The 15,450-nt window shown below is 72.0% G+C and carries 19 protein-coding genes; 9 read left to right on the top strand and 10 right to left on the bottom strand.

The annotated features are described in order from the left end of the window. Nucleotides 1-13 precede the first annotated feature (13 nt). Nucleotides 14-382 carry a fic family toxin-antitoxin system, toxin component gene (locus ACFWUY_RS35105; protein ID WP_384119417.1) on the top strand — a complete coding sequence of 123 codons (369 nt, stop codon included), beginning with the start codon at nucleotides 14-16 and terminating at the stop codon, nucleotides 380-382. Between the two features lie 39 nt (nucleotides 383-421). Here the strand turns inward: ACFWUY_RS35105 and ACFWUY_RS35100 are convergent, their stop codons facing one another. The 8 genes from ACFWUY_RS35100 to ACFWUY_RS35065 all read right to left on the bottom strand — a co-directional run bounded on the left by ACFWUY_RS35100 (nucleotide 422) and on the right by ACFWUY_RS35065 (nucleotide 9,148). Next, nucleotides 422-1,585, bottom strand: coding sequence for an oxygenase MpaB family protein (locus tag ACFWUY_RS35100; protein WP_384119415.1), 1,164 nt, complete (start codon nucleotides 1,583-1,585; stop codon nucleotides 422-424). A 57-nt stretch (nucleotides 1,586-1,642) separates the two neighbouring features. Next, the gene (locus ACFWUY_RS35095; protein WP_384119413.1) at nucleotides 1,643-2,695 is read right to left on the bottom strand and encodes a polyprenyl synthetase family protein; all 1,053 of its coding nucleotides are present in this window, start codon (nucleotides 2,693-2,695) and stop codon (nucleotides 1,643-1,645) included. Beyond that, entirely contained in the window at nucleotides 2,688-2,966 is a 279-nt protein-coding gene (locus ACFWUY_RS35090; RefSeq protein ID WP_384119411.1) for a polyprenyl synthetase, read from the bottom strand. The genes ACFWUY_RS35095 and ACFWUY_RS35090 overlap by 8 nt, the downstream gene beginning before the upstream one ends. 193 nt (nucleotides 2,967-3,159) lie before the next feature. Then, the gene (locus ACFWUY_RS35085; protein ID WP_384119409.1) at nucleotides 3,160-4,587 is read right to left on the bottom strand and encodes a cellulose binding domain-containing protein; all 1,428 of its coding nucleotides are present in this window, start codon (nucleotides 4,585-4,587) and stop codon (nucleotides 3,160-3,162) included. A 45-nt stretch (nucleotides 4,588-4,632) separates the two neighbouring features. Next, a complete protein-coding gene (locus tag ACFWUY_RS35080) occupies nucleotides 4,633-6,153 on the bottom strand; it encodes a beta-N-acetylhexosaminidase (protein ID WP_384119408.1) in 1,521 nt (506 codons plus the stop codon). 9 nt (nucleotides 6,154-6,162) lie between these two features. Further along, entirely contained in the window at nucleotides 6,163-6,996 is an 834-nt protein-coding gene (locus ACFWUY_RS35075) for a carbohydrate ABC transporter permease (RefSeq protein ID WP_384119406.1), read from the bottom strand. Then, the gene (locus tag ACFWUY_RS35070; protein WP_384119404.1) at nucleotides 6,993-7,892 is read right to left on the bottom strand and encodes a carbohydrate ABC transporter permease; all 900 of its coding nucleotides are present in this window, start codon (nucleotides 7,890-7,892) and stop codon (nucleotides 6,993-6,995) included. The genes ACFWUY_RS35075 and ACFWUY_RS35070 overlap by 4 nt, the downstream gene beginning before the upstream one ends. Beyond that, nucleotides 7,889-9,148 (bottom strand): extracellular solute-binding protein, encoded by a 1,260-nt coding sequence (locus tag ACFWUY_RS35065; RefSeq protein WP_384119401.1) that lies wholly within the window; start codon nucleotides 9,146-9,148, stop codon nucleotides 7,889-7,891. Before ACFWUY_RS35065 ends, ACFWUY_RS35070 begins: the two co-directional genes overlap by 4 nt. 174 nt (nucleotides 9,149-9,322) lie before the next feature. Between ACFWUY_RS35065 and ACFWUY_RS35060 the strand changes: the two genes are divergently transcribed. The 5 genes from ACFWUY_RS35060 (at nucleotide 9,323) to ACFWUY_RS35040 (ending at nucleotide 12,351) form a co-directional block, all read left to right on the top strand. Further along, entirely contained in the window at nucleotides 9,323-10,090 is a 768-nt protein-coding gene (locus tag ACFWUY_RS35060; RefSeq protein ID WP_384119398.1) for a GntR family transcriptional regulator, read from the top strand. 63 nt (nucleotides 10,091-10,153) lie between these two features. Next, nucleotides 10,154-10,918, top strand: coding sequence for a GntR family transcriptional regulator (locus ACFWUY_RS35055; protein WP_384119397.1), 765 nt, complete (start codon nucleotides 10,154-10,156; stop codon nucleotides 10,916-10,918). Nucleotides 10,919-11,086: 168 nt separating this feature from the next. Beyond that, entirely contained in the window at nucleotides 11,087-11,290 is a 204-nt protein-coding gene (locus ACFWUY_RS35050; protein ID WP_030213732.1) for a cold-shock protein, read from the top strand. Nucleotides 11,291-11,474: 184 nt separating this feature from the next. Further along, on the top strand, nucleotides 11,475-11,876 hold the full coding sequence (locus ACFWUY_RS35045) for an STAS domain-containing protein (protein WP_384119394.1): 402 nt from the start codon (nucleotides 11,475-11,477) through the stop codon (nucleotides 11,874-11,876). 1 nt (nucleotide 11,877) lies between these two features. After that, complete coding sequence (locus tag ACFWUY_RS35040) at nucleotides 11,878-12,351, top strand: ATP-binding protein (RefSeq protein ID WP_384119392.1); 474 nt, start codon at nucleotides 11,878-11,880, stop codon at nucleotides 12,349-12,351. Here ACFWUY_RS35040 and ACFWUY_RS35035 read toward each other — a convergent pair. Together ACFWUY_RS35035 and ACFWUY_RS35030 are read right to left on the bottom strand one after the other, a co-directional pair. Further along, nucleotides 12,299-13,216, bottom strand: coding sequence for a SigB/SigF/SigG family RNA polymerase sigma factor (locus ACFWUY_RS35035; RefSeq protein ID WP_384119390.1), 918 nt, complete (start codon nucleotides 13,214-13,216; stop codon nucleotides 12,299-12,301). The two genes, ACFWUY_RS35040 and ACFWUY_RS35035, sit on opposite strands and share 53 nt — an antisense overlap. Nucleotides 13,217-13,494: 278 nt before the next feature. Then, nucleotides 13,495-13,650 (bottom strand): hydrophobic protein, encoded by a 156-nt coding sequence (locus tag ACFWUY_RS35030; RefSeq protein WP_384119388.1) that lies wholly within the window; start codon nucleotides 13,648-13,650, stop codon nucleotides 13,495-13,497. A gap of 249 nt (nucleotides 13,651-13,899) precedes the next feature. On the opposite strand from ACFWUY_RS35030, the gene ACFWUY_RS35025 reads away from it, so the two are divergent. The 3 genes from ACFWUY_RS35025 (at nucleotide 13,900) to ACFWUY_RS35015 (ending at nucleotide 15,319) form a co-directional block, all read left to right on the top strand. Beyond that, complete coding sequence (locus ACFWUY_RS35025; RefSeq protein ID WP_384119386.1) at nucleotides 13,900-14,466, top strand: type 1 glutamine amidotransferase domain-containing protein; 567 nt, start codon at nucleotides 13,900-13,902, stop codon at nucleotides 14,464-14,466. A gap of 17 nt (nucleotides 14,467-14,483) precedes the next feature. Continuing rightward, nucleotides 14,484-14,666 carry a CsbD family protein gene (locus ACFWUY_RS35020; RefSeq protein ID WP_384119384.1) on the top strand — a complete coding sequence of 61 codons (183 nt, stop codon included), beginning with the start codon at nucleotides 14,484-14,486 and terminating at the stop codon, nucleotides 14,664-14,666. A 233-nt stretch (nucleotides 14,667-14,899) separates the two neighbouring features. After that, nucleotides 14,900-15,319 (top strand): CBS domain-containing protein, encoded by a 420-nt coding sequence (locus ACFWUY_RS35015; RefSeq protein ID WP_384119382.1) that lies wholly within the window; start codon nucleotides 14,900-14,902, stop codon nucleotides 15,317-15,319. Nucleotides 15,320-15,450 lie beyond the last annotated feature (131 nt).

Here is a 15,450-nt window from a genome sequence, read left to right as displayed (position 1 = left end):
GCCGGGCCGGACGTTGCTGCGGATCGATCTGTCCTGGCTGCTCGACATCGCCCAGCGGGAGATTCCCGGCGACCCGGAGATATTCGACTGGGGGGCGTTCGAGGCGGCCCGCGCGCGTCACGCCTTCCGTGTGATGGACACGCCGGTCTACGACCAGCCGCACCACCGGGCCGCCGCGCTCCTGGAGCAGTTCGTGCGCGTCCCGGCCCTCGAACACTCCAACGAGCTGTACGGCGTGGTCGTCGCGGCGGCCTACCTCCACGCCTCCGGTTTCCCGGTCAGCGTGTCGGCGGAGGAGGCGATCGACCTCGTCGAGCGGGTGGCGGAGGGCCTCATCGACGTCCGGCAGCTCGCGGCGGCCCTGAAGGAGTGGACCCGGTGACCACGGCCGGCGGCCACCGGCGGCCGGCCGCGTGACGGTTCACGGGGAGAGCGTCGCGGCGGGCGGCGTCCAGCGACGGGTGCGGGACGGGGCGTCGGGGAGGCCGAAGTCCTTCCTGAGGTGTTCGGGGACCGCGTAGTGCATGACCCGCCCTCGGGTGAGCGAGGACAGCTCGAAGAGGGTGGTGAGGTGCCCGAGACGGTCCAGGGCCCACGCGCCCAGCGGGGAGCGGTCCTCGATGGTCTCCAGGACGCCCAGGAGATGCGGCACGGCCTTGACGACGGTGTCCCAGGGCGTGCTCGGGACCTCCAGCCAGTCGCCGCACGTGTCCCCGACGAGATGGCGGACGAGGGCGGGGACGAGGGGGTCGAGGAGGGTCCCGGGCACGATGTCCTCGTACAGCTCGATGAGCTGCCGGGTCAGCTGGGCGCCCTCCGGGGACGGTCCCATGTGCCGGATCATGTACCGGTCGAGGAACAGGCGGGCGTCGGCGAGGGTCTCGGGGGCGGCGTCCTGGTCGACGCCCAGCATGGCGCCGACCACACGCCAGGCGTAGTAGTAGGCCTCCGCTCCCTCCTCGGACATGTGGATGCCGAGGCGGTGCAGACTGTCCAGGACGAGCAGCGAGAAGAACATCTGCCCGCCGATCATGTCCTCCTGACAGATCGGGACTCCCGCCGCCTTCGCGTCCCAGCGGTCCTCGCGCGTGAGGTGGTGGCGGATGGAGGCGTGCAGCAGCCGGACCTTCTGCGCGGCCGGGATGAACCGGCTGCCGGCCTCGAACGCGTCGGGCCGCATCAGATAGACCGTGAACTGGCCGGTCGCCGCCATCCGGGTGGAGGGATAGCGCAGTCCGTGGGTCGTCGAGAGCAGCTTCGCCACGTGCGGCACGAGGTAGCACGCGGGCATGGAGGCGAAGGACAGGGCGGTGGCGATGTGCACGTCGTTGTCGATGAAGAACAGCCGGGCCCGCTCCATCTCCTCCCAGTCCACCCAGTCCGGCGGGGCGCTCGTCGCCCGCAGGTACTCCTTCGCGACGTCGGGCAGCCCGTCCGGCACCGGGGCACCGGCCGTGGAGAAGAAGCGCATCAGGGTGTTGAACGTGCCCGTCTCGCCGCGCTCGAAGAGCGTGGCGACCGTGGCGTCGGCGAGTTCGTCACCGGTCCGCCGGAGGGCGTCCATCGACGCGTCGGTGGGGGGCATGGGAAGAAGTCTCCTCGTCGTGGGCGCGGTCGGTGGGCGCGGTCGGTGGGCACGGGGTCAGGACAGCCGGATCGCCGCCGAGTGCGCCAGGGCGGTCAGGGCGGCGGTGGCGGGGGCGGGTACGTCGAGGTCGTGGAGGGCGCCGAGCGCTTCCTCGACCCGGGCGCCGATCATGCTCTCGACGCGGTCGGGCGTTCCGAGGCGGCGCATCACCGCGCGTACGGACTCCAGACCGTCCTCGTCCAGATCGGACCGGCCGAGGAGCCCGCCGAGACGCTCGCGCTCGTCGGGTCCCGCGACGCGCCAGGTCTCCGCGAGCAGGGCGGTGGGCCGATGACCGCGCACGTCGTCGGTGGTGGCCTTCCCGGTGTGCCGGGGGTCCCCGAACAGGCCGAGCAGATCGTCCCGCAGCTGGAACGCCTCGCCCAGCGGCAACCCGTACGCGCTGTATCCCTCCCGCAGTCCCGCGCCGGCCCCGGCCAGCGCGCCGCCGATCAACAGGGGCTGCTCGACTGTGTACTTGGCGGTCTTGTAGCGGATCACCTTCAGCGACGCCGCCGTGTCCGGGGCGGTGCCGGTGTGGAGGATCTCCAGACACTCGCCGGCGATCAGGTCCCTGGCCAGCGCCGCCCACAGGGGGCGGGCCCGGCCGAGGTACGCGGCGGGCAGACCACTGGTCGCGAACAGCTGCCCGGCCAGTGACATGAGCAGGTCCCCGACCAGCATGGCCAGCGACCTGGCGGCGTCGGCCGGTCGCGGATGGTGCCGTACGGCACCGCCGAGGGCCATGTGCGCGGTGGGCCGTCCGTGCCGCAGCGGACTGTCGTCGATGAGGTCGTCGTGCACGACGGCGGCCGCGTGCACCAGCTCCATGGACGCCGCCGCCCGCAGCAGCGTGTCGCTGTCGGGCTGCCGCGCGGCGCGCCAGCCCCAGTAGCAGAACGCCGACCGCAGCCGCTTGCCGACCGCGACCGCCGCCTCCACCTGCTCGGCCACCGGCCCGAGAGCCGGATCGACCGCCGCCAGGAGATCGGCCTCGACGGCGACGAAGCGGTGCAGCACCTCGTCGACACGGGCCCTGAACGCGGCCGGCTCCCACCGCTCAGTCACCGTCGCCCGCCCGCCGGGCGAGGACGTGCCGGGCGAGCACCTCCAGATGGGCCGGGGGCACGGTCGCGTAGCGGTCGAGGACCAGTCGCCCGCGCGCCGACAGGTCCCGCTCGGCCTCCGCCACCAGCTCCGCCGCGTCCGAGCGGCGCGCGAGGCCCCGTACGGCGCCCAGGACCGAACCGAGCGTGCTCACCGCCACGTCCGCGAGCCCGGCCGCCAGGAGCACCGCCTGCTCGCCCGGGCCCCCGCGGCGTCCCTCTTCCCGCGTCATGGCATCTCCCCACCCACAGCCGGCGCGACAGGGCGACGCCGGTCGTGCGCCGCCCACGCAAGCATCGGGCGAGCGGGGCGGGGGCGGCGGGGCAACTCACGAACGAGTGATCACACCGTTCGGGCGTGCGGACGACGCACCCCCGGTGGCCGGGCCGCGACGGTCTCGCGGCCCGGCCCTCGCCCTCGCACGGTCACGGCGCGGCCGGCACCGAGTCCTCGAAGGCGGTGCCCGCCGAGCGGTAGGCGCCGACCCTGGCGGCCACCTGGGCCGGGGTCAGGACCTGGTCCTTGACGTGCAGGACGTAGTCGACCTTCTGGTCGTAGGCGCGCGGTGTCGTCGACGTCTGGCCGGCCAGGTCGATCAGCCACTGGTTGAAGTTGATCGACATCGGGCGCTCGGGCAGGTAGCGGGCGTCGTGCCGACCGAACTCCTGGCCGTCGACGTAGTACACGATGCTGTTGCCGTCGATCGTCAGGACGAGGTCGTGCCAGCCCGCGTAGCTCGCCCGCACCTCGGAGTGCTGGTTGACGGCCTCCCATGGGTCGGGCCGGTAGGTCTCCCACGACGTGGTGTAGAGGATGTTGGCGGGCTCGCCCCAGCCCCCGTTGGGGAGGTACTCGAAGTCGTACTCGGCGTAGTCGTCGGCCATCGGGGCCTTGAGGTCGTTGATGGTGAAGAAGGTCTGGACGACGCGGTCGCCGTCGGGACCGGACAGCGGGGCGTCGGAGAAGCGCACGCGGGCCGCGTAGGTGCCGTTCTTGAACTTGCTCGCCCGGGTGAGGACCTCGGTGTGCCGGGTGGACTCGCCGGTCCCCGCGGTCGAGCTCCGCAGGTTCATGATCGAGTTCGTGCCCTCCTTGGCGAAGGTGACGTTCTCGGGGGCCCAGGTGGCACCGGGCACGCCGGGGCCACCGGAGTTGGAACGCACGCTCCAGCCGTGGGCGTTGATCGCCGGGTCCGTGTGGCCGGTGTAGTCGAAGTCGTCGAAGAGCGCCGCTCCTCCCGTGGGCGGCGGCGTGGTCGGGTCCGTCGGTGTCGGAGTGGGCTCGTTGCCGGCGGGCGCCGTGCCCCAGACCGGAACGCCGCCCACGGTCGCGGTGACCTTGGACCAGTTCGCGTACGCGGTCTGGGCGGGGCCGAACGAGTAGTCGTCGCTCTGGTTCAGCGGCTGCCAGTTGGAGCGGTGGAAGCGCAGCTGCATGTCGCCGGTGTCCGCGCCGGGGGCGAGCGAACCGGCGCCGGCGGTGAAGCCGATCTCCAGGTAGCGGTCGGCGGTCGCGGTGGGGTTGGCCAGGGTGCCGAAGGTCCCGGTGAGGTTCGCGCAGCCCTTCACGGCCCAGGAGCAGGCGTAGGTGTACGAGGCTCCCGCGTCGGCCTTGAAGTAGTAGCGCACCTTGACCTGGTTCAACGGCACGCTCGACGTGCCGGTGTTGACCACCTTGAGCCAGGGCTCGACCTGGTCGCCGCCGGTGGCGCTCTGCCGGTACTGGACGGTGACGGCCTCACCGGCCGCCGCCGCCGGAAGGGCGGTGAGGGCGGTGGCGCCGAGCCCGGTCACCGCGGCGACGGCGAGCGCGGCGCGGAGCCGCAGCTTCCTGTTGATCGTCGGTTCGCTCATGGGGATTCCTCTCCTGGGGTGGGGTGGAGCGGGGTACGGGGATGGTCACGGGGACACAGGGGGGAGGCGGCGCGGCACCCCGAGGGCGTCGAGCCGGGTTCTGTGGTGGCGGAGCCGTTCCTGGAAGCCGGGCCAGTCGTGGCGGCCCGTCCAGACGACCTCGGCGAGGGCGCAGAGCCGGGGGAACGTCAGGTACTCGGCGTGTGCGGCGGTGGGCACGTACTCGGTCCACAGCTGGGCCTGCGCGCCGAGGACCCGGGCGGACTCCTCGGGGCTCCAGTCGGCGGGCGCCGGGTCGTTGCCGTGCACGGCGCGCAGGTCGACGACCTCACCGGTCTGGCCGGGCGGTTCCGTGGGACTCGTGGACTGGGGGTAGTCGAGGTAGGTGGTGCGGTGGGGGGCCATGACGACGCGGTGGCCGCGCCGGACGGCGGTGCGGCCGTGCTCGGCGTCCCGCCAGGGCATGACGGTGAAGTACGACGGGAGGTCGGCGCCGTTCTCCGTCCAGGAGAGCGGCAGCCGGCCGGCGTCGAGGAGGTGGCGTCCGATCCGTCCCATGAACCAGCCGTGCAGCGCGTCGGGGCCCGGCAGCCCCTCCTCCGCGACCCGGCGGAGCGCGGTGGGGGAGGTGTGCCACTCGGTGGTGGGGCACTCCTCGCCGCCGATGTGGACGTACGGGGAGGGGAAGACGTCCATCACCTCGTCGAGGACGGTGCGGCAGAAGGCGAGGGCCTCGTCGTGGACGCCGAGGACGGTGTCGCAGACGCCCCACCGGTCCCAGACGTCATGGGTGCGGCCGGGGTGGTTGCCGAGCTCGGGATGGGCGGCGAGGGCGGCCCGGACGTGGCCGGGCATCTCGATCTCGGGTACGACGGTGACGCCGCGCTCCGCCGCGTACGCGACCAGGCCGGTGAGTTCGGCGCGGGTGTACGCGCCGCCGTGCGGCAGCCCGCCGACCTCGGTGAGCCGGGGGAGGGCGGCGACCGGCATGCGCCAGCCCTGGTCGTCGGTGAGGTGCAGGTGCAGGACGTTGAGCTTGTGGAGGGCGAGGAGGTCGACGTACCGCCGCAGGTAGGAGACCGGGCGGAAGCGGCGGGCCACGTCGAGCATGGAGCCGCGCCACGGGAAGCGGGGGGTGTCGGTGATCTGCACGCAGGGGACCGACCAGCGGACGCCGGACACGGGTGCGCCGTGGAGGGCTTCGACGGGCAGCAGCTGGCGCAGCGTCTGGACGCCGGCGAGGAGCCCCCGGGGGCGGGCGGCCCGCAGCAGCACCCCTTCGGGGCCGACGGTGAGGCCGTACCCCTCGTCGCCGAGGCCGGTGAGGGCGCCGTCGACGGCGAGCACGACGGAGCCGTCGGGGCGCGCGGGCAGCGGGAGTCCGGTGGCCGGTCCGACGAGGGTGCGCAGCAGTCCGGCGGCGGTCTCGGCGCCGGGCGAGACCTTGAGCGCCGTCGTGGCGTCGAAGGTGAACGTGCCGGACAGCGGCGAGAGCCGGGTGGGTTCGGGGACCAGCCGGGGCCGGTGCGTCGGAGGGGTTTCGGGAGCGAGTCGGGGCAGGGGCATCGCGGGGCGTTATCCCTTCACGGCTCCGCCGGTCATTCCGGCGGCGACCCGGCCCTGCAGGACCAGGAAGAGGACGAGGACGGGCAGGGCGAAGAGGGTGGAGGCGGCCATGGTGGCGCCCCAGTCGGTGCCGAACACGTTGGAGAAGGACGAGAGCCACACCGGCAGGGTGCGGTCGTCCTGGTTCTTGATGATCAGCATGTTGGCGAAGGCGAACTCGTTCCAGGCGGTGATGAACCCGAACAGCGAGGTCGCGAGCAGACCGGGGGCGAGCAGGGGAAGGGTCACCCGGCGGAACGCGGCGGCCCGGGTGCAGCCGTCGACCTGCGCGGCCTCTTCCAGTTCGGCCGGGACGGCGGCCAGGAAGGAGCGGAGGGTGACGATGGTGAAGGGCAGGGTGATCATGAAGTAGACGAGGCTGAGGGTCGCGAGCCGGTCGAGCAGGTCGGTGTCCCGGGCGATGACGTACATCGGGATCAACAGCGCTTCCCAGGGCGCCATCTGGGCGAGGAAGACCATGAGGACGAAGCCCCGCCGGCCGCGCCACCGCATCCGGGCGACGGCGAAGGCGGCGGCGAGCGCCACCACGAGGGCGAGCAGGACGCAGCCGGCGGTCACGAGCAGGCTGTTGCGCCAGAAGATCCAGAAGCCGTCGGCCGCGACGGCGTTCTCGAAGTGCTCCAGGGTGACGGACACGGGAAGGAACCGCGGGGTCTCGGACTGGATGTCACGGGTGGGCCGGAAGGCGGTGAGCACCATCCAGTACACCGGGAAGACGGCCAGGACGAAGACGAGCGCCGCCGCGGTGTTCAGGGGGAGTCGGCGCAGGACGCGGGGTGTCACCGGTCGGCCTCCTGTCGGAGAAGCTGGCGGAGGTAGGCGATCAGCACGGTCACCAGGAGGAGGACGGTGAGGGTGGAGACGACCGCTCCGAGGTCGTAGCGGTGCAGGGACTGGGCCACCCGGTAGGCGTAGACGGGCAGGGTGGTCGTCGCCTCGCCGGGGCCGCCCTTGGTGACGGCCCAGATCTGGGCGAAGCAGCGGAACACCCAGATGACCTCGAGACAGAGGACGAGGCCGAAGACCGGCCGCAGCAGGGGGAGGGTGACCGAGGTGAAGATCCGCCGCGCGCCGGCCCCGTCGAGCCGGGCCGACTCGTACAGCTCGGCGGGGACGGTCAGCAGGGCCGAGTGCAGGGTGATGGCGACGAAGGGCACCGACTGCCACACCACGAGCAGGACCAGGACGGTGAACGCGGCGGGGCCGTCGGCCAGCCAGGAGTAGCCCTCGAAGGACTCGAACCCGAGCCGGACGAGCACCCAGTTGACCACTCCGAGACGGGAGGCGAAGAGCCACTGGAAGACGGTCGTGGTGGCGATGACCGGGCTCGCCCACGCGAGGACGAGCCCGCTCGTCACCAGGATCCGCGCCCACCGGCCGAGCCGCTGCATCATCAGGGCGACCAGGGTGCCGATCACCATGATCAGCGTGACGTTGACCAGGGTCCACCAGAAGGTGCGCCGCACGACCTCCCGGAACTCGGGGTCGGCGAGGACCGTCCGGTAGTTGCGCAGCCCCACGAACCCGGCGCCGCCGCGGATGAGCTCGCCCATGCCGTACTCCTGGAAGGAGATCAGCAGGTTGCGGGCGAGGGGGTACCCGAGGAGGAGCACTCCGCCGACGACGGTGGGGGCGACCAGGAGGTAGGGCCGGAGGGCGGACCCGTTCGGCCGTCTCACGAGCCGAGGGTCTTGGTGATGCTCCGCGACGCGGTCGCGGCCGCCCGCGCGGGGTCGGTGCCGGTGAGCACGGCCGTCATGTACTGCTTGATCGGGTTGGTGGCCTCGACGGCGGCCCACTGCGGGGAGTTCGGCGTCGCCCGTCCCCGGGCCGCGCCCGCGGCCATCGCGGCCGTGCCCTCGTCGCCCTGGATGACATGGGCGAGGGAGGTGCGGTTGGGGACGTAGCTCATCGTCCGGGCCATGTCCGTCTGCCACTTCTCGCCCGCCAGGGCCTTCACCACTTCGTAGGCGGCGTCGGGGTGGGTCGAGGCCTCCGGGACGATGAGGTCGGAGCCGCCGGTGAAGACCGCGCCGGGTCTGTCCGCCGACTTGCCGGGGACGGGGAAGAAGCCGAGCTTGCCCTTGAGCGCGGGGTTGATCTCCTCGACGATCTTCGCACCGCCGGGTACGGCGATGATCTGGGCGACGTCGCCCTTGGCGAAGACCTCGGCCTGCGGGGGCTTGGCCTCGTCGGAGTCCTTCGGGCCCTTGCCGAGTGCCTGGAGCCGGCGGTAGAAGTCCATGCCTGCGAGGGCCTGCGGGGTGTCGAGCGCCCCCTTCCACGCCGTGCCGTCCTGGACGGCGAGGTCGCCGCCCTCCTCCCAGACGAAGCCGGACAGGGTGTACCAGTTCTGGCCGGGGAGGTAGATGCCCTGGGTGGCGCCCCGGTCGAGCTTCGTGGTGACGGCGAGCCACTCGGCCTGGGTCTTCGGCGGGGCGGTGACGCCCGCCCGTGCGAAGAGGTCCTTGTGGTAGATCACGACCCGGTTGGCCGCGTACCAGGGGATGCCGTACTGCCTGCCGTCGACCTTCCCGGGCTCGGCGAGCCCGGGAAGCCAGTCGGCGCCGTTCAGCTCGGCGGTCTTCGCGCTGAGGTCGCGGACGCCGCCGCTCGCCGCGTACTGCGCGACCTGGGTGTTGCCCACCTCGATCACGTCGGGGGCGTCCTTGCTGGCGAGGGCGGCCGTGACCTTCTCGCCGATGCCGTCCCACTCCTGGATCTGGATGTCGAGGTCGATGTCCTCGTGCTCCGCCTCGAAGCCGGCGCGGAAGCGGGCGAGGAAGGCGTCGGTGACGCTGTCCTTCATGATCCATACGGTGACCTTCTCCGGTCCGCCGGAGGCCGCCGGGTCGTCCGGTCCGCCACAGGCGGTCGCGGTGAGAACGACGGCCGCCGCGAGGGCGACCGGGCCGGCGAGGGGACGAGTCTTCACGGGCACCTCGATGAATGGTTGACCAATTGGTCAAGTGGTCAGGTGTGTGACCAGAAGGTGGCACGGACCGTTCGGGGCGTCAATCCCTTGAAAAACATGAGTAGTTCACTCAGTGACAGGTGAACGTCTGCGGTTAGTATCGGACTTACCAGTTGACCAGTCAGGGAGAGTGGCATGACGGACGGCTCCTCCAGCGGGGTGCTGAAGAGGGAGCGGGTGCGGGAGTACCTGCTCGGTCTGATCGAAGGAGGCGGCCCCGGCGACCCGATCCCCTCCGAGCGCACCCTCTGCGCCACCCTCGGGGTCTCCCGCCCCACCCTGCGCGCCGCCGTCGACGAACTCGTCGCCACCGGCGCGCTGGTGCGGGAGCACGGCCGTGGCATGTTCGTCGCACCCGCCAAGATCACCCAGCGACTCGCCCCCGACGACGCGGCCTTCACCGTCCCCCGCGCCTCGGGCAGCTGGTCGAGCACCGTCCTGGAATCCGCCACCGTCCGGGCCGGCGCCCGGATCGGACGCAGGCTCCGCCTCTCACCCGCCGCCGAACTGCTGTACGTCGCCCGGCTCCGCCTCGTCGACGGCGCGCCCATGGCCATCGAGCACCTGCACATCCCGGCGGACCTCGTGGGCGCGGCGCTCACCCCGGAGGAGCTCGAGGCGGGCGACCTCTACGACCATCTGCGGGAGCACCACCGGGTCCACGTCCAGGAGGCCACCCAGTCGATCGAGCCCACCGTCGTCAGCGAGGACGAGGCCGCGCTCCTCGACGTCCCCGTCCTCTCCCCCGCCCTGCTGATCGAACGCCTCACCCTCGACACCGCCCGCCGCCCCGTCGAGTACGTCCACTCGGTCTACCGGGGCGACCGCTACCGCATCGTCTCCCGCCTCGACTTCACCCGCGACGGCCTCGTCACCTCCTCGACCGAAGGGGATGCATACTGACCCCGGCCGACGGTGCGGCGGGAAGGGGACCTCCGGCCGGCGGCGCACCGGGGAGGGGACACCATGGAGCTCAAGCGCGAGCGGGTGCGACAGCACCTGCTGACCGTGATCGACGGCCGCCGCCCCGGCGACGCCATCCCCTCCGAGCGCACCCTCTGCGCCACCCTCGGGGTCTCCCGCCCCACCCTGCGCGCCGCCGTCGACGAACTCGTCGCCACCGGCCTGCTGGTGCGGGAGCACGGCCGCGGCATGTTCGTCGCACCCGCCAAGATCACCCAGGAGCTGGTCGCCGAGAACCGCGCGGCCGGCGCGCCCCGGGACCGGGGCGCCTGGACGAGCACGGTCCTCGACCTCCGTACCGTACGGGCCGGGGCGCGGATCGGCCGCAAGCTGACGATCTCCCCGGCGGCGGAGCTCGTCCAGGTCACCCGCCTCCGCCGGGTCGACGGCGCCCCGATCGCCCTGGAGCACCTGTACGTCCCGGCCGAGCTCGTTCCCGGGCTCACCGCCGCCGACATGGAGGGCGGCTTCTACGCACACCTGCGCGAGAAGCGCGGCATCCGGACGGCCCACGCCGTCCAGTCCATCGAGCCGACGGTCCTGAGCGAGGAGGAGGCGGCCCTCCTCGGCGTGCCGGTCCTCTCGCCCGCCCTGCTCTTCGACCGGACCACCTCGGACACCACCGGCAGACCGGTCGAGTACGTCCGCTCGCTCTACCGGGGCGACCGCTATCGCATCGTCTCCCGCCTGGCCCTCGGCGACGGCGTGACGGGGCGTCCGAGGGCCGACCCCACCCCGGCCGGGGCGTGGTGGGAGTCCGTGGAGTGACCGATCGCCGGTGCGGATCCGAGAAGCCGTGGAAGAGACGCGGTAAGAAGATCGGAACGGTGTGTGTAGGGACGGGCGGTGAGGGGGAGGACTGGAGTGGACGCCCGCAAGAGGGCTCCGCAGCGGCCCGACCTCGGGGTTGCTGCCGGATTGACCAGAAGGACGAGCATGGCCAGCGGCACCGTGAAGTGGTTCAACTCCGAGAAGGGCTTCGGCTTCATCGCCCAGGACGGAGGCGGACCGGACGTCTTCGCTCACTACTCCAACATCTCGGGCAACGGATATCGCGAGCTCACCGAGGGCGAGGCCGTGACGTTCGACATCACGCAGGGCCAGAAGGGCCCGCAGGCGGAGAACATCGTCCGCGGCTGATCCGGGAGCCCCGTGCATCCCGCCGAGACGGCGCCCGCATCCCGTGCGGGCGCCGTCCGCGTGCCCCGCCGTGTCGTCCGCGCGGCCCCGCGCCGCTGTCGACGTCCGGGCCACGCGGACGACACGGCGGGGGCGTGTAAAAGGCGCAGAAAGGGCAAAACGCAACGAGAAGGCGGGTGAGTGCATGACGGACGAAGAACGGGCGGAGAAGAGGGAGGGACACCTGCCCGACCGGTTCGAGGTGGAGGTCCGGCCCGTGCCGGAAGCGGACGCCGTCGTCCTGGTACTGACGGGAGAGCTCGACCGTGACGGCGTCGAGCCGTTGTGGGAGGCCCTCGACCAGGGAGACGGCAGCGGGCGGGTCGTCGTCGACTGCTCCGGTCTCCGGTTCTGCGACTCCTCCGGACTCAACGTCCTCCTCAGATCCCGTCTGCGGATACTGGAGGCGGGCGGGAGGCTGGAACTCTCCGGACTGCGCCCGCCGGTGGACCGGATGTTCGACATCACCGGCGCCCGGGAGGTCTTCCAGGTGTACGAGAGCACGGACGAGGCGCTTTCCGCGCGCGGCGACGAAGGCGGCGGGTGACATGTCCGAGAGCGCTGACGGTTCCCCGGAGCAGGTGCGCAGGCTCAGGCTGTACGGCACCCGCGGCGTGGTGTCTCGGTGCCGGGACTTCACCGCCGAGGCACTGGCGGACTGGGGCTGGACCCCTCCGGAGACCGAGGAGGCGGGGCAGCGGATCGAGGACGTGCTGCTCCTGGTGTCGGAGGTCGTCACCAACGCGTGCCTGCACGCCGGCGGCCCGGAGGAGCTGGTCCTGCGGCACGCGCGCGGGTCGCTGCGGGTCGAGGTGGCCGACGCCAGCCCCCGGCATCCGCGCGCACAGGAGGCACGTTCGCCCGCGCTGCCCGGAGGCCACGGGCTGATGGTCCTCGACCGGCTGGCCGGCGACTGGGGCAGCGAGGACAAGGGTCAGGGAGCCGTGGGGAAAGTGGTCTGGCTGGAGGTCAGGCGTCCTTCTCGTCCGTCGTGGGGTCCTCCTGGAGAAGGCCCGTCCTGAGCTCGTCGAGAATCCGGGTCAGCAGGCGGGAGACGTGCATCTGGGAGAGGCCGATGCGCCGGCCGATCTCCGCCTGGGTGAGCTCCTCGCCGAAGCGCAGTTCGAGGATGGTCCGGTCGCGTTCCGGCAGCCGGGCGAGCAGCGGCCGCAGTGACGTGAGCGACTCGATCAGCTCGTACGAGGGCTCACAGGTGGCCAGGTGCCGCGGGCTCGCGCCGGGGGTCGAATCCTCGTCGCCCGCCGGGACGTCCAGGGAGCGTGCGGCATAGCCGTGGGCCGCGAGCTGGCCCTCCGTGACCTCCTCCTCGGTGAGGTGCAGCCGCTCCGCGAGCTCCGCGCGGCTGGGGCGGCGGCCGAGGTCCTGTTCCAGCGTGTCCGCTGCCTTGGCCAGGTCGATCCGCATCTCCTGGAGGCGGCGTGGCACCCGTACGGCCCAGCTGGTGTCACGGAAGAAACGTTTCATCTCGCCGACGATCGTCGGGAGGGCGAAAGCCGAGAAGTCGACGGCCCGCTCGGGGTCGAAGCGGTCGATCGCCTTGATCAGCCCGATCGTGCCGACCTGGATGATGTCCTCGACGGGCTCCGCGCGGTTCCTGAAACGGCGGGAGGCGAACTTCACCAGGCTGAGGTTGAGCTCCACGAGGGTGTTGCGGACGTACGCGTACTCCGGGGTCCCCTCCTCCAGCACCCGTAGCCGTTCGAAGAGCGAGACGGAGAGCGTCCGGGCGTCGTCCGTGGAGACGGCGGTGGGGCGGACCGGCTCCGGGAGGCCGTCAAGCGCCGCCCGGCGCGTCACGGCTCCCGGCGTCCCCGTGATCTCCGGGGCGCCCTCGGGGATGGCCGAGCGGTCTCTGACGGTGGACATGAAGGCTCCTTCGACGGGGACGATGGGCCTCCGTCGCGGCCCGGGGGCGAACGGCGGAGGTCCTTCGGTCGAATGTCCTGAAGAAAGCCTGCCCGTTATCGCACGCTTTGACACGATTCCTGGGCGATTCGTCCAGGTGTGCCACCTCTGCGGGCCGATGTCCGCCCACCCCTGATCCGTACGCCCACGCCCTCACCCGTAGGTGTCCGCGCCCCCGGCATGCCCGCGCCCCGGACAACGTCCGGGGCGCGGCATCGGCCGGGCGACGGGCCCCCGCTTCACCACCGGTACCAGCGACCGCTGCCACTCCGCATCAGGAAGCCCAGCAGCCACAGCACGAGCACGGCGATCGCGATGTACCAGAGCACCTCGACCGCGAAGCCCGCGCCGAAGAGGATCAGGATCACGAGGAGGACGAGAAGAAGGGGAACCATGGCGGCACCTCCGTTGCCTCAGGGGCCCGCCGCTCCTCGGTGCGAAGCCCTCGGTTGCCGTGCGGTTGCCCCTTTCTTCCCGGGTCATGTACGCCGCGCCGTCGGGAACCGCCGAATTCCGGGCCCCGGGGCGTGTCCCGCATTCCTCTCCGGCCCAGGAGGTTTGAGCGGCGCCCGCGCGGTGAGCCGCAGGAAGGGCGGGAAAGTCCGAACGCCGGAACGGGGGGTCGACCAAGAGAGGAACACGTCGTGTCGCTCGACGGAAAGAAGGTCCTCGTCCTCACCACGAACTACGGGACGGAGCAGGACGAAATCGAGAAGCCGATGGCCGCCCTGCGGGAGGCCGGCGTCGGCGTCACGCTCGCCGCGCAGAAGGACGAGCCCGTCCAGACCCTCGTCTCGGACCGTCGGCCCGGATCCGTCCTCCAGCCCGATACGACGCTGGAGACCGCCACGGCGGACGGGTTCGACGCGGTCGTCGTGCCGGGCGGCACCCTCAACGCCGACCGGCTGCGCACCGACAGCGAGGCGCGACGTCTCGTCTCGGCCTTCGCGGAGGCCGGCAAGCCCGTGGCCGCCATCTGTCACGGCCCCTGGCTCCTCGTGGACAGCGGACTGGCCCGGGACCGCGAACTCACCTCGTACCCGTCGCTCCGCCCCGATCTCGAGAACGCCGGAGGCGCCTGGAGGGACAAGGAGGTCGTCGTCGACACCTCCGGAAGCCACCTTCTGATCACTTCCCGCAAGCCCGACGACCTCGACGCCTTCTCGGCGGCGATCGTCGAAGCACTCGACGGCGGCGGGAACCGAGGATGACGAGAAAGGAACCACTCATGGCCAAGAGCGGTATGGAGAAGGGCAAGGTCAAGGAGACCGTCGGCAAGGTGACGGGCAAGAAGGAGATGGAAGCCGAAGGCAAGGCCGAACAGATGAAGGGCAAGACTCGTGAGGCCGGCGAGAAGGGACACAAGCGCGGCACGAAGGCCGTCGACGACCTGAAGCGGCGCACCTCCTAGCCGCGTGGCGCGGCCGATGCCACACCTTCCGGCCGTGTGACGCGTCCGGTGACGCGCCGAGCGGCGCGCACCCCTGGCCACGTGACGCACCGGTCGCGTCCGCGCCCCCGGCGGCCCGCCCGCCGGGGGCGCGGACGCGCGGCCGGCCCCGAAGCGCCAGGATTGAGGGCGCCGCGACCGGGCAGGCGCCCGTCAGGCACAGCCACCCACGACCTGGAGTGCAGGCGATAGTCATGACCACCGCACGCGACATCATGACCCCCGACGCGACCTGTGTCCGCTCGTCCGAGACCCTCGTCGAGGCCGCCCGGAAGATGGTCGACCTCGATGTGGGGGCGCTGCCCATCTGCGGCCCCGACGAGAAGCTGAAGGGCATGCTCACCGACCGCGACATCGTCGTGAAGGCCGTCGCCCAGGGCAAGGACCCCGGACAGTGCACGGCCGGCGAGTGCGCGCAGGACGAGATCATCACCGTCCAGGCGGACGACAGCGTCGAGCGGGTACTGGACGTCATGAGCGAGCACAAGATCCGCCGGGTCCCCGTCATCGACGAACACGTCCTCGTCGGCATCATCGCCCAGGCCGACGTCGCCCGCGCCCTGCCCGAACGGCAGGTCGGCGACCTCGTCGAGACGGTCTCCTCGGAATCGTGAGCGTGGGCGGGCCGCCGGGGCCCCCCCCCCGCGGGGCGCCCCCCCCCCCCCAAAACCGGGGGGGGCCCCCGGGGTGTGGGGCCCGGCGCCCCTACGCCCCCCCCAATTACCCGCCACCCAACCCACAGCCG

This window comes from Streptomyces sp. NPDC058664, from assembly GCF_042716635.1.
In the GTDB taxonomy this organism is placed as follows: Bacteria; Actinomycetota; Actinomycetes; order Streptomycetales; family Streptomycetaceae; genus Streptomyces.
Note: the sequence above shows the minus strand (reverse complement) of the source record. Positions and strands in the feature narration are given on the sequence as shown.

Coding starts and splice junctions, on each gene's coding strand:
- ACFWUY_RS35080 (WP_384119408.1), bottom strand. CDS start 6,153: ATGCCCCTGCCCCGACTCGCTCCCGAAACCCCTCCGACGCACCGGCCC.
- ACFWUY_RS35100 (WP_384119415.1), bottom strand. CDS start 1,585: ATGCCCCCCACCGACGCGTCGATGGACGCCCTCCGGCGGACCGGTGAC.
- ACFWUY_RS35085 (WP_384119409.1), bottom strand. CDS start 4,587: ATGAGCGAACCGACGATCAACAGGAAGCTGCGGCTCCGCGCCGCGCTC.
- ACFWUY_RS35045 (WP_384119394.1), top strand. CDS start 11,475: ATGACGGACGAAGAACGGGCGGAGAAGAGGGAGGGACACCTGCCCGAC.
- ACFWUY_RS35020 (WP_384119384.1), top strand. CDS start 14,484: ATGGCCAAGAGCGGTATGGAGAAGGGCAAGGTCAAGGAGACCGTCGGC.
- ACFWUY_RS35030 (WP_384119388.1), bottom strand. CDS start 13,650: ATGGTTCCCCTTCTTCTCGTCCTCCTCGTGATCCTGATCCTCTTCGGC.
- ACFWUY_RS35060 (WP_384119398.1), top strand. CDS start 9,323: ATGACGGACGGCTCCTCCAGCGGGGTGCTGAAGAGGGAGCGGGTGCGG.
- ACFWUY_RS35055 (WP_384119397.1), top strand. CDS start 10,154: ATGGAGCTCAAGCGCGAGCGGGTGCGACAGCACCTGCTGACCGTGATC.
- ACFWUY_RS35015 (WP_384119382.1), top strand. CDS start 14,900: ATGACCACCGCACGCGACATCATGACCCCCGACGCGACCTGTGTCCGC.
- ACFWUY_RS35050 (WP_030213732.1), top strand. CDS start 11,087: ATGGCCAGCGGCACCGTGAAGTGGTTCAACTCCGAGAAGGGCTTCGGC.
- ACFWUY_RS35035 (WP_384119390.1), bottom strand. CDS start 13,216: ATGTCCACCGTCAGAGACCGCTCGGCCATCCCCGAGGGCGCCCCGGAG.
- ACFWUY_RS35090 (WP_384119411.1), bottom strand. CDS start 2,966: ATGACGCGGGAAGAGGGACGCCGCGGGGGCCCGGGCGAGCAGGCGGTG.
- ACFWUY_RS35040 (WP_384119392.1), top strand. CDS start 11,878: ATGTCCGAGAGCGCTGACGGTTCCCCGGAGCAGGTGCGCAGGCTCAGG.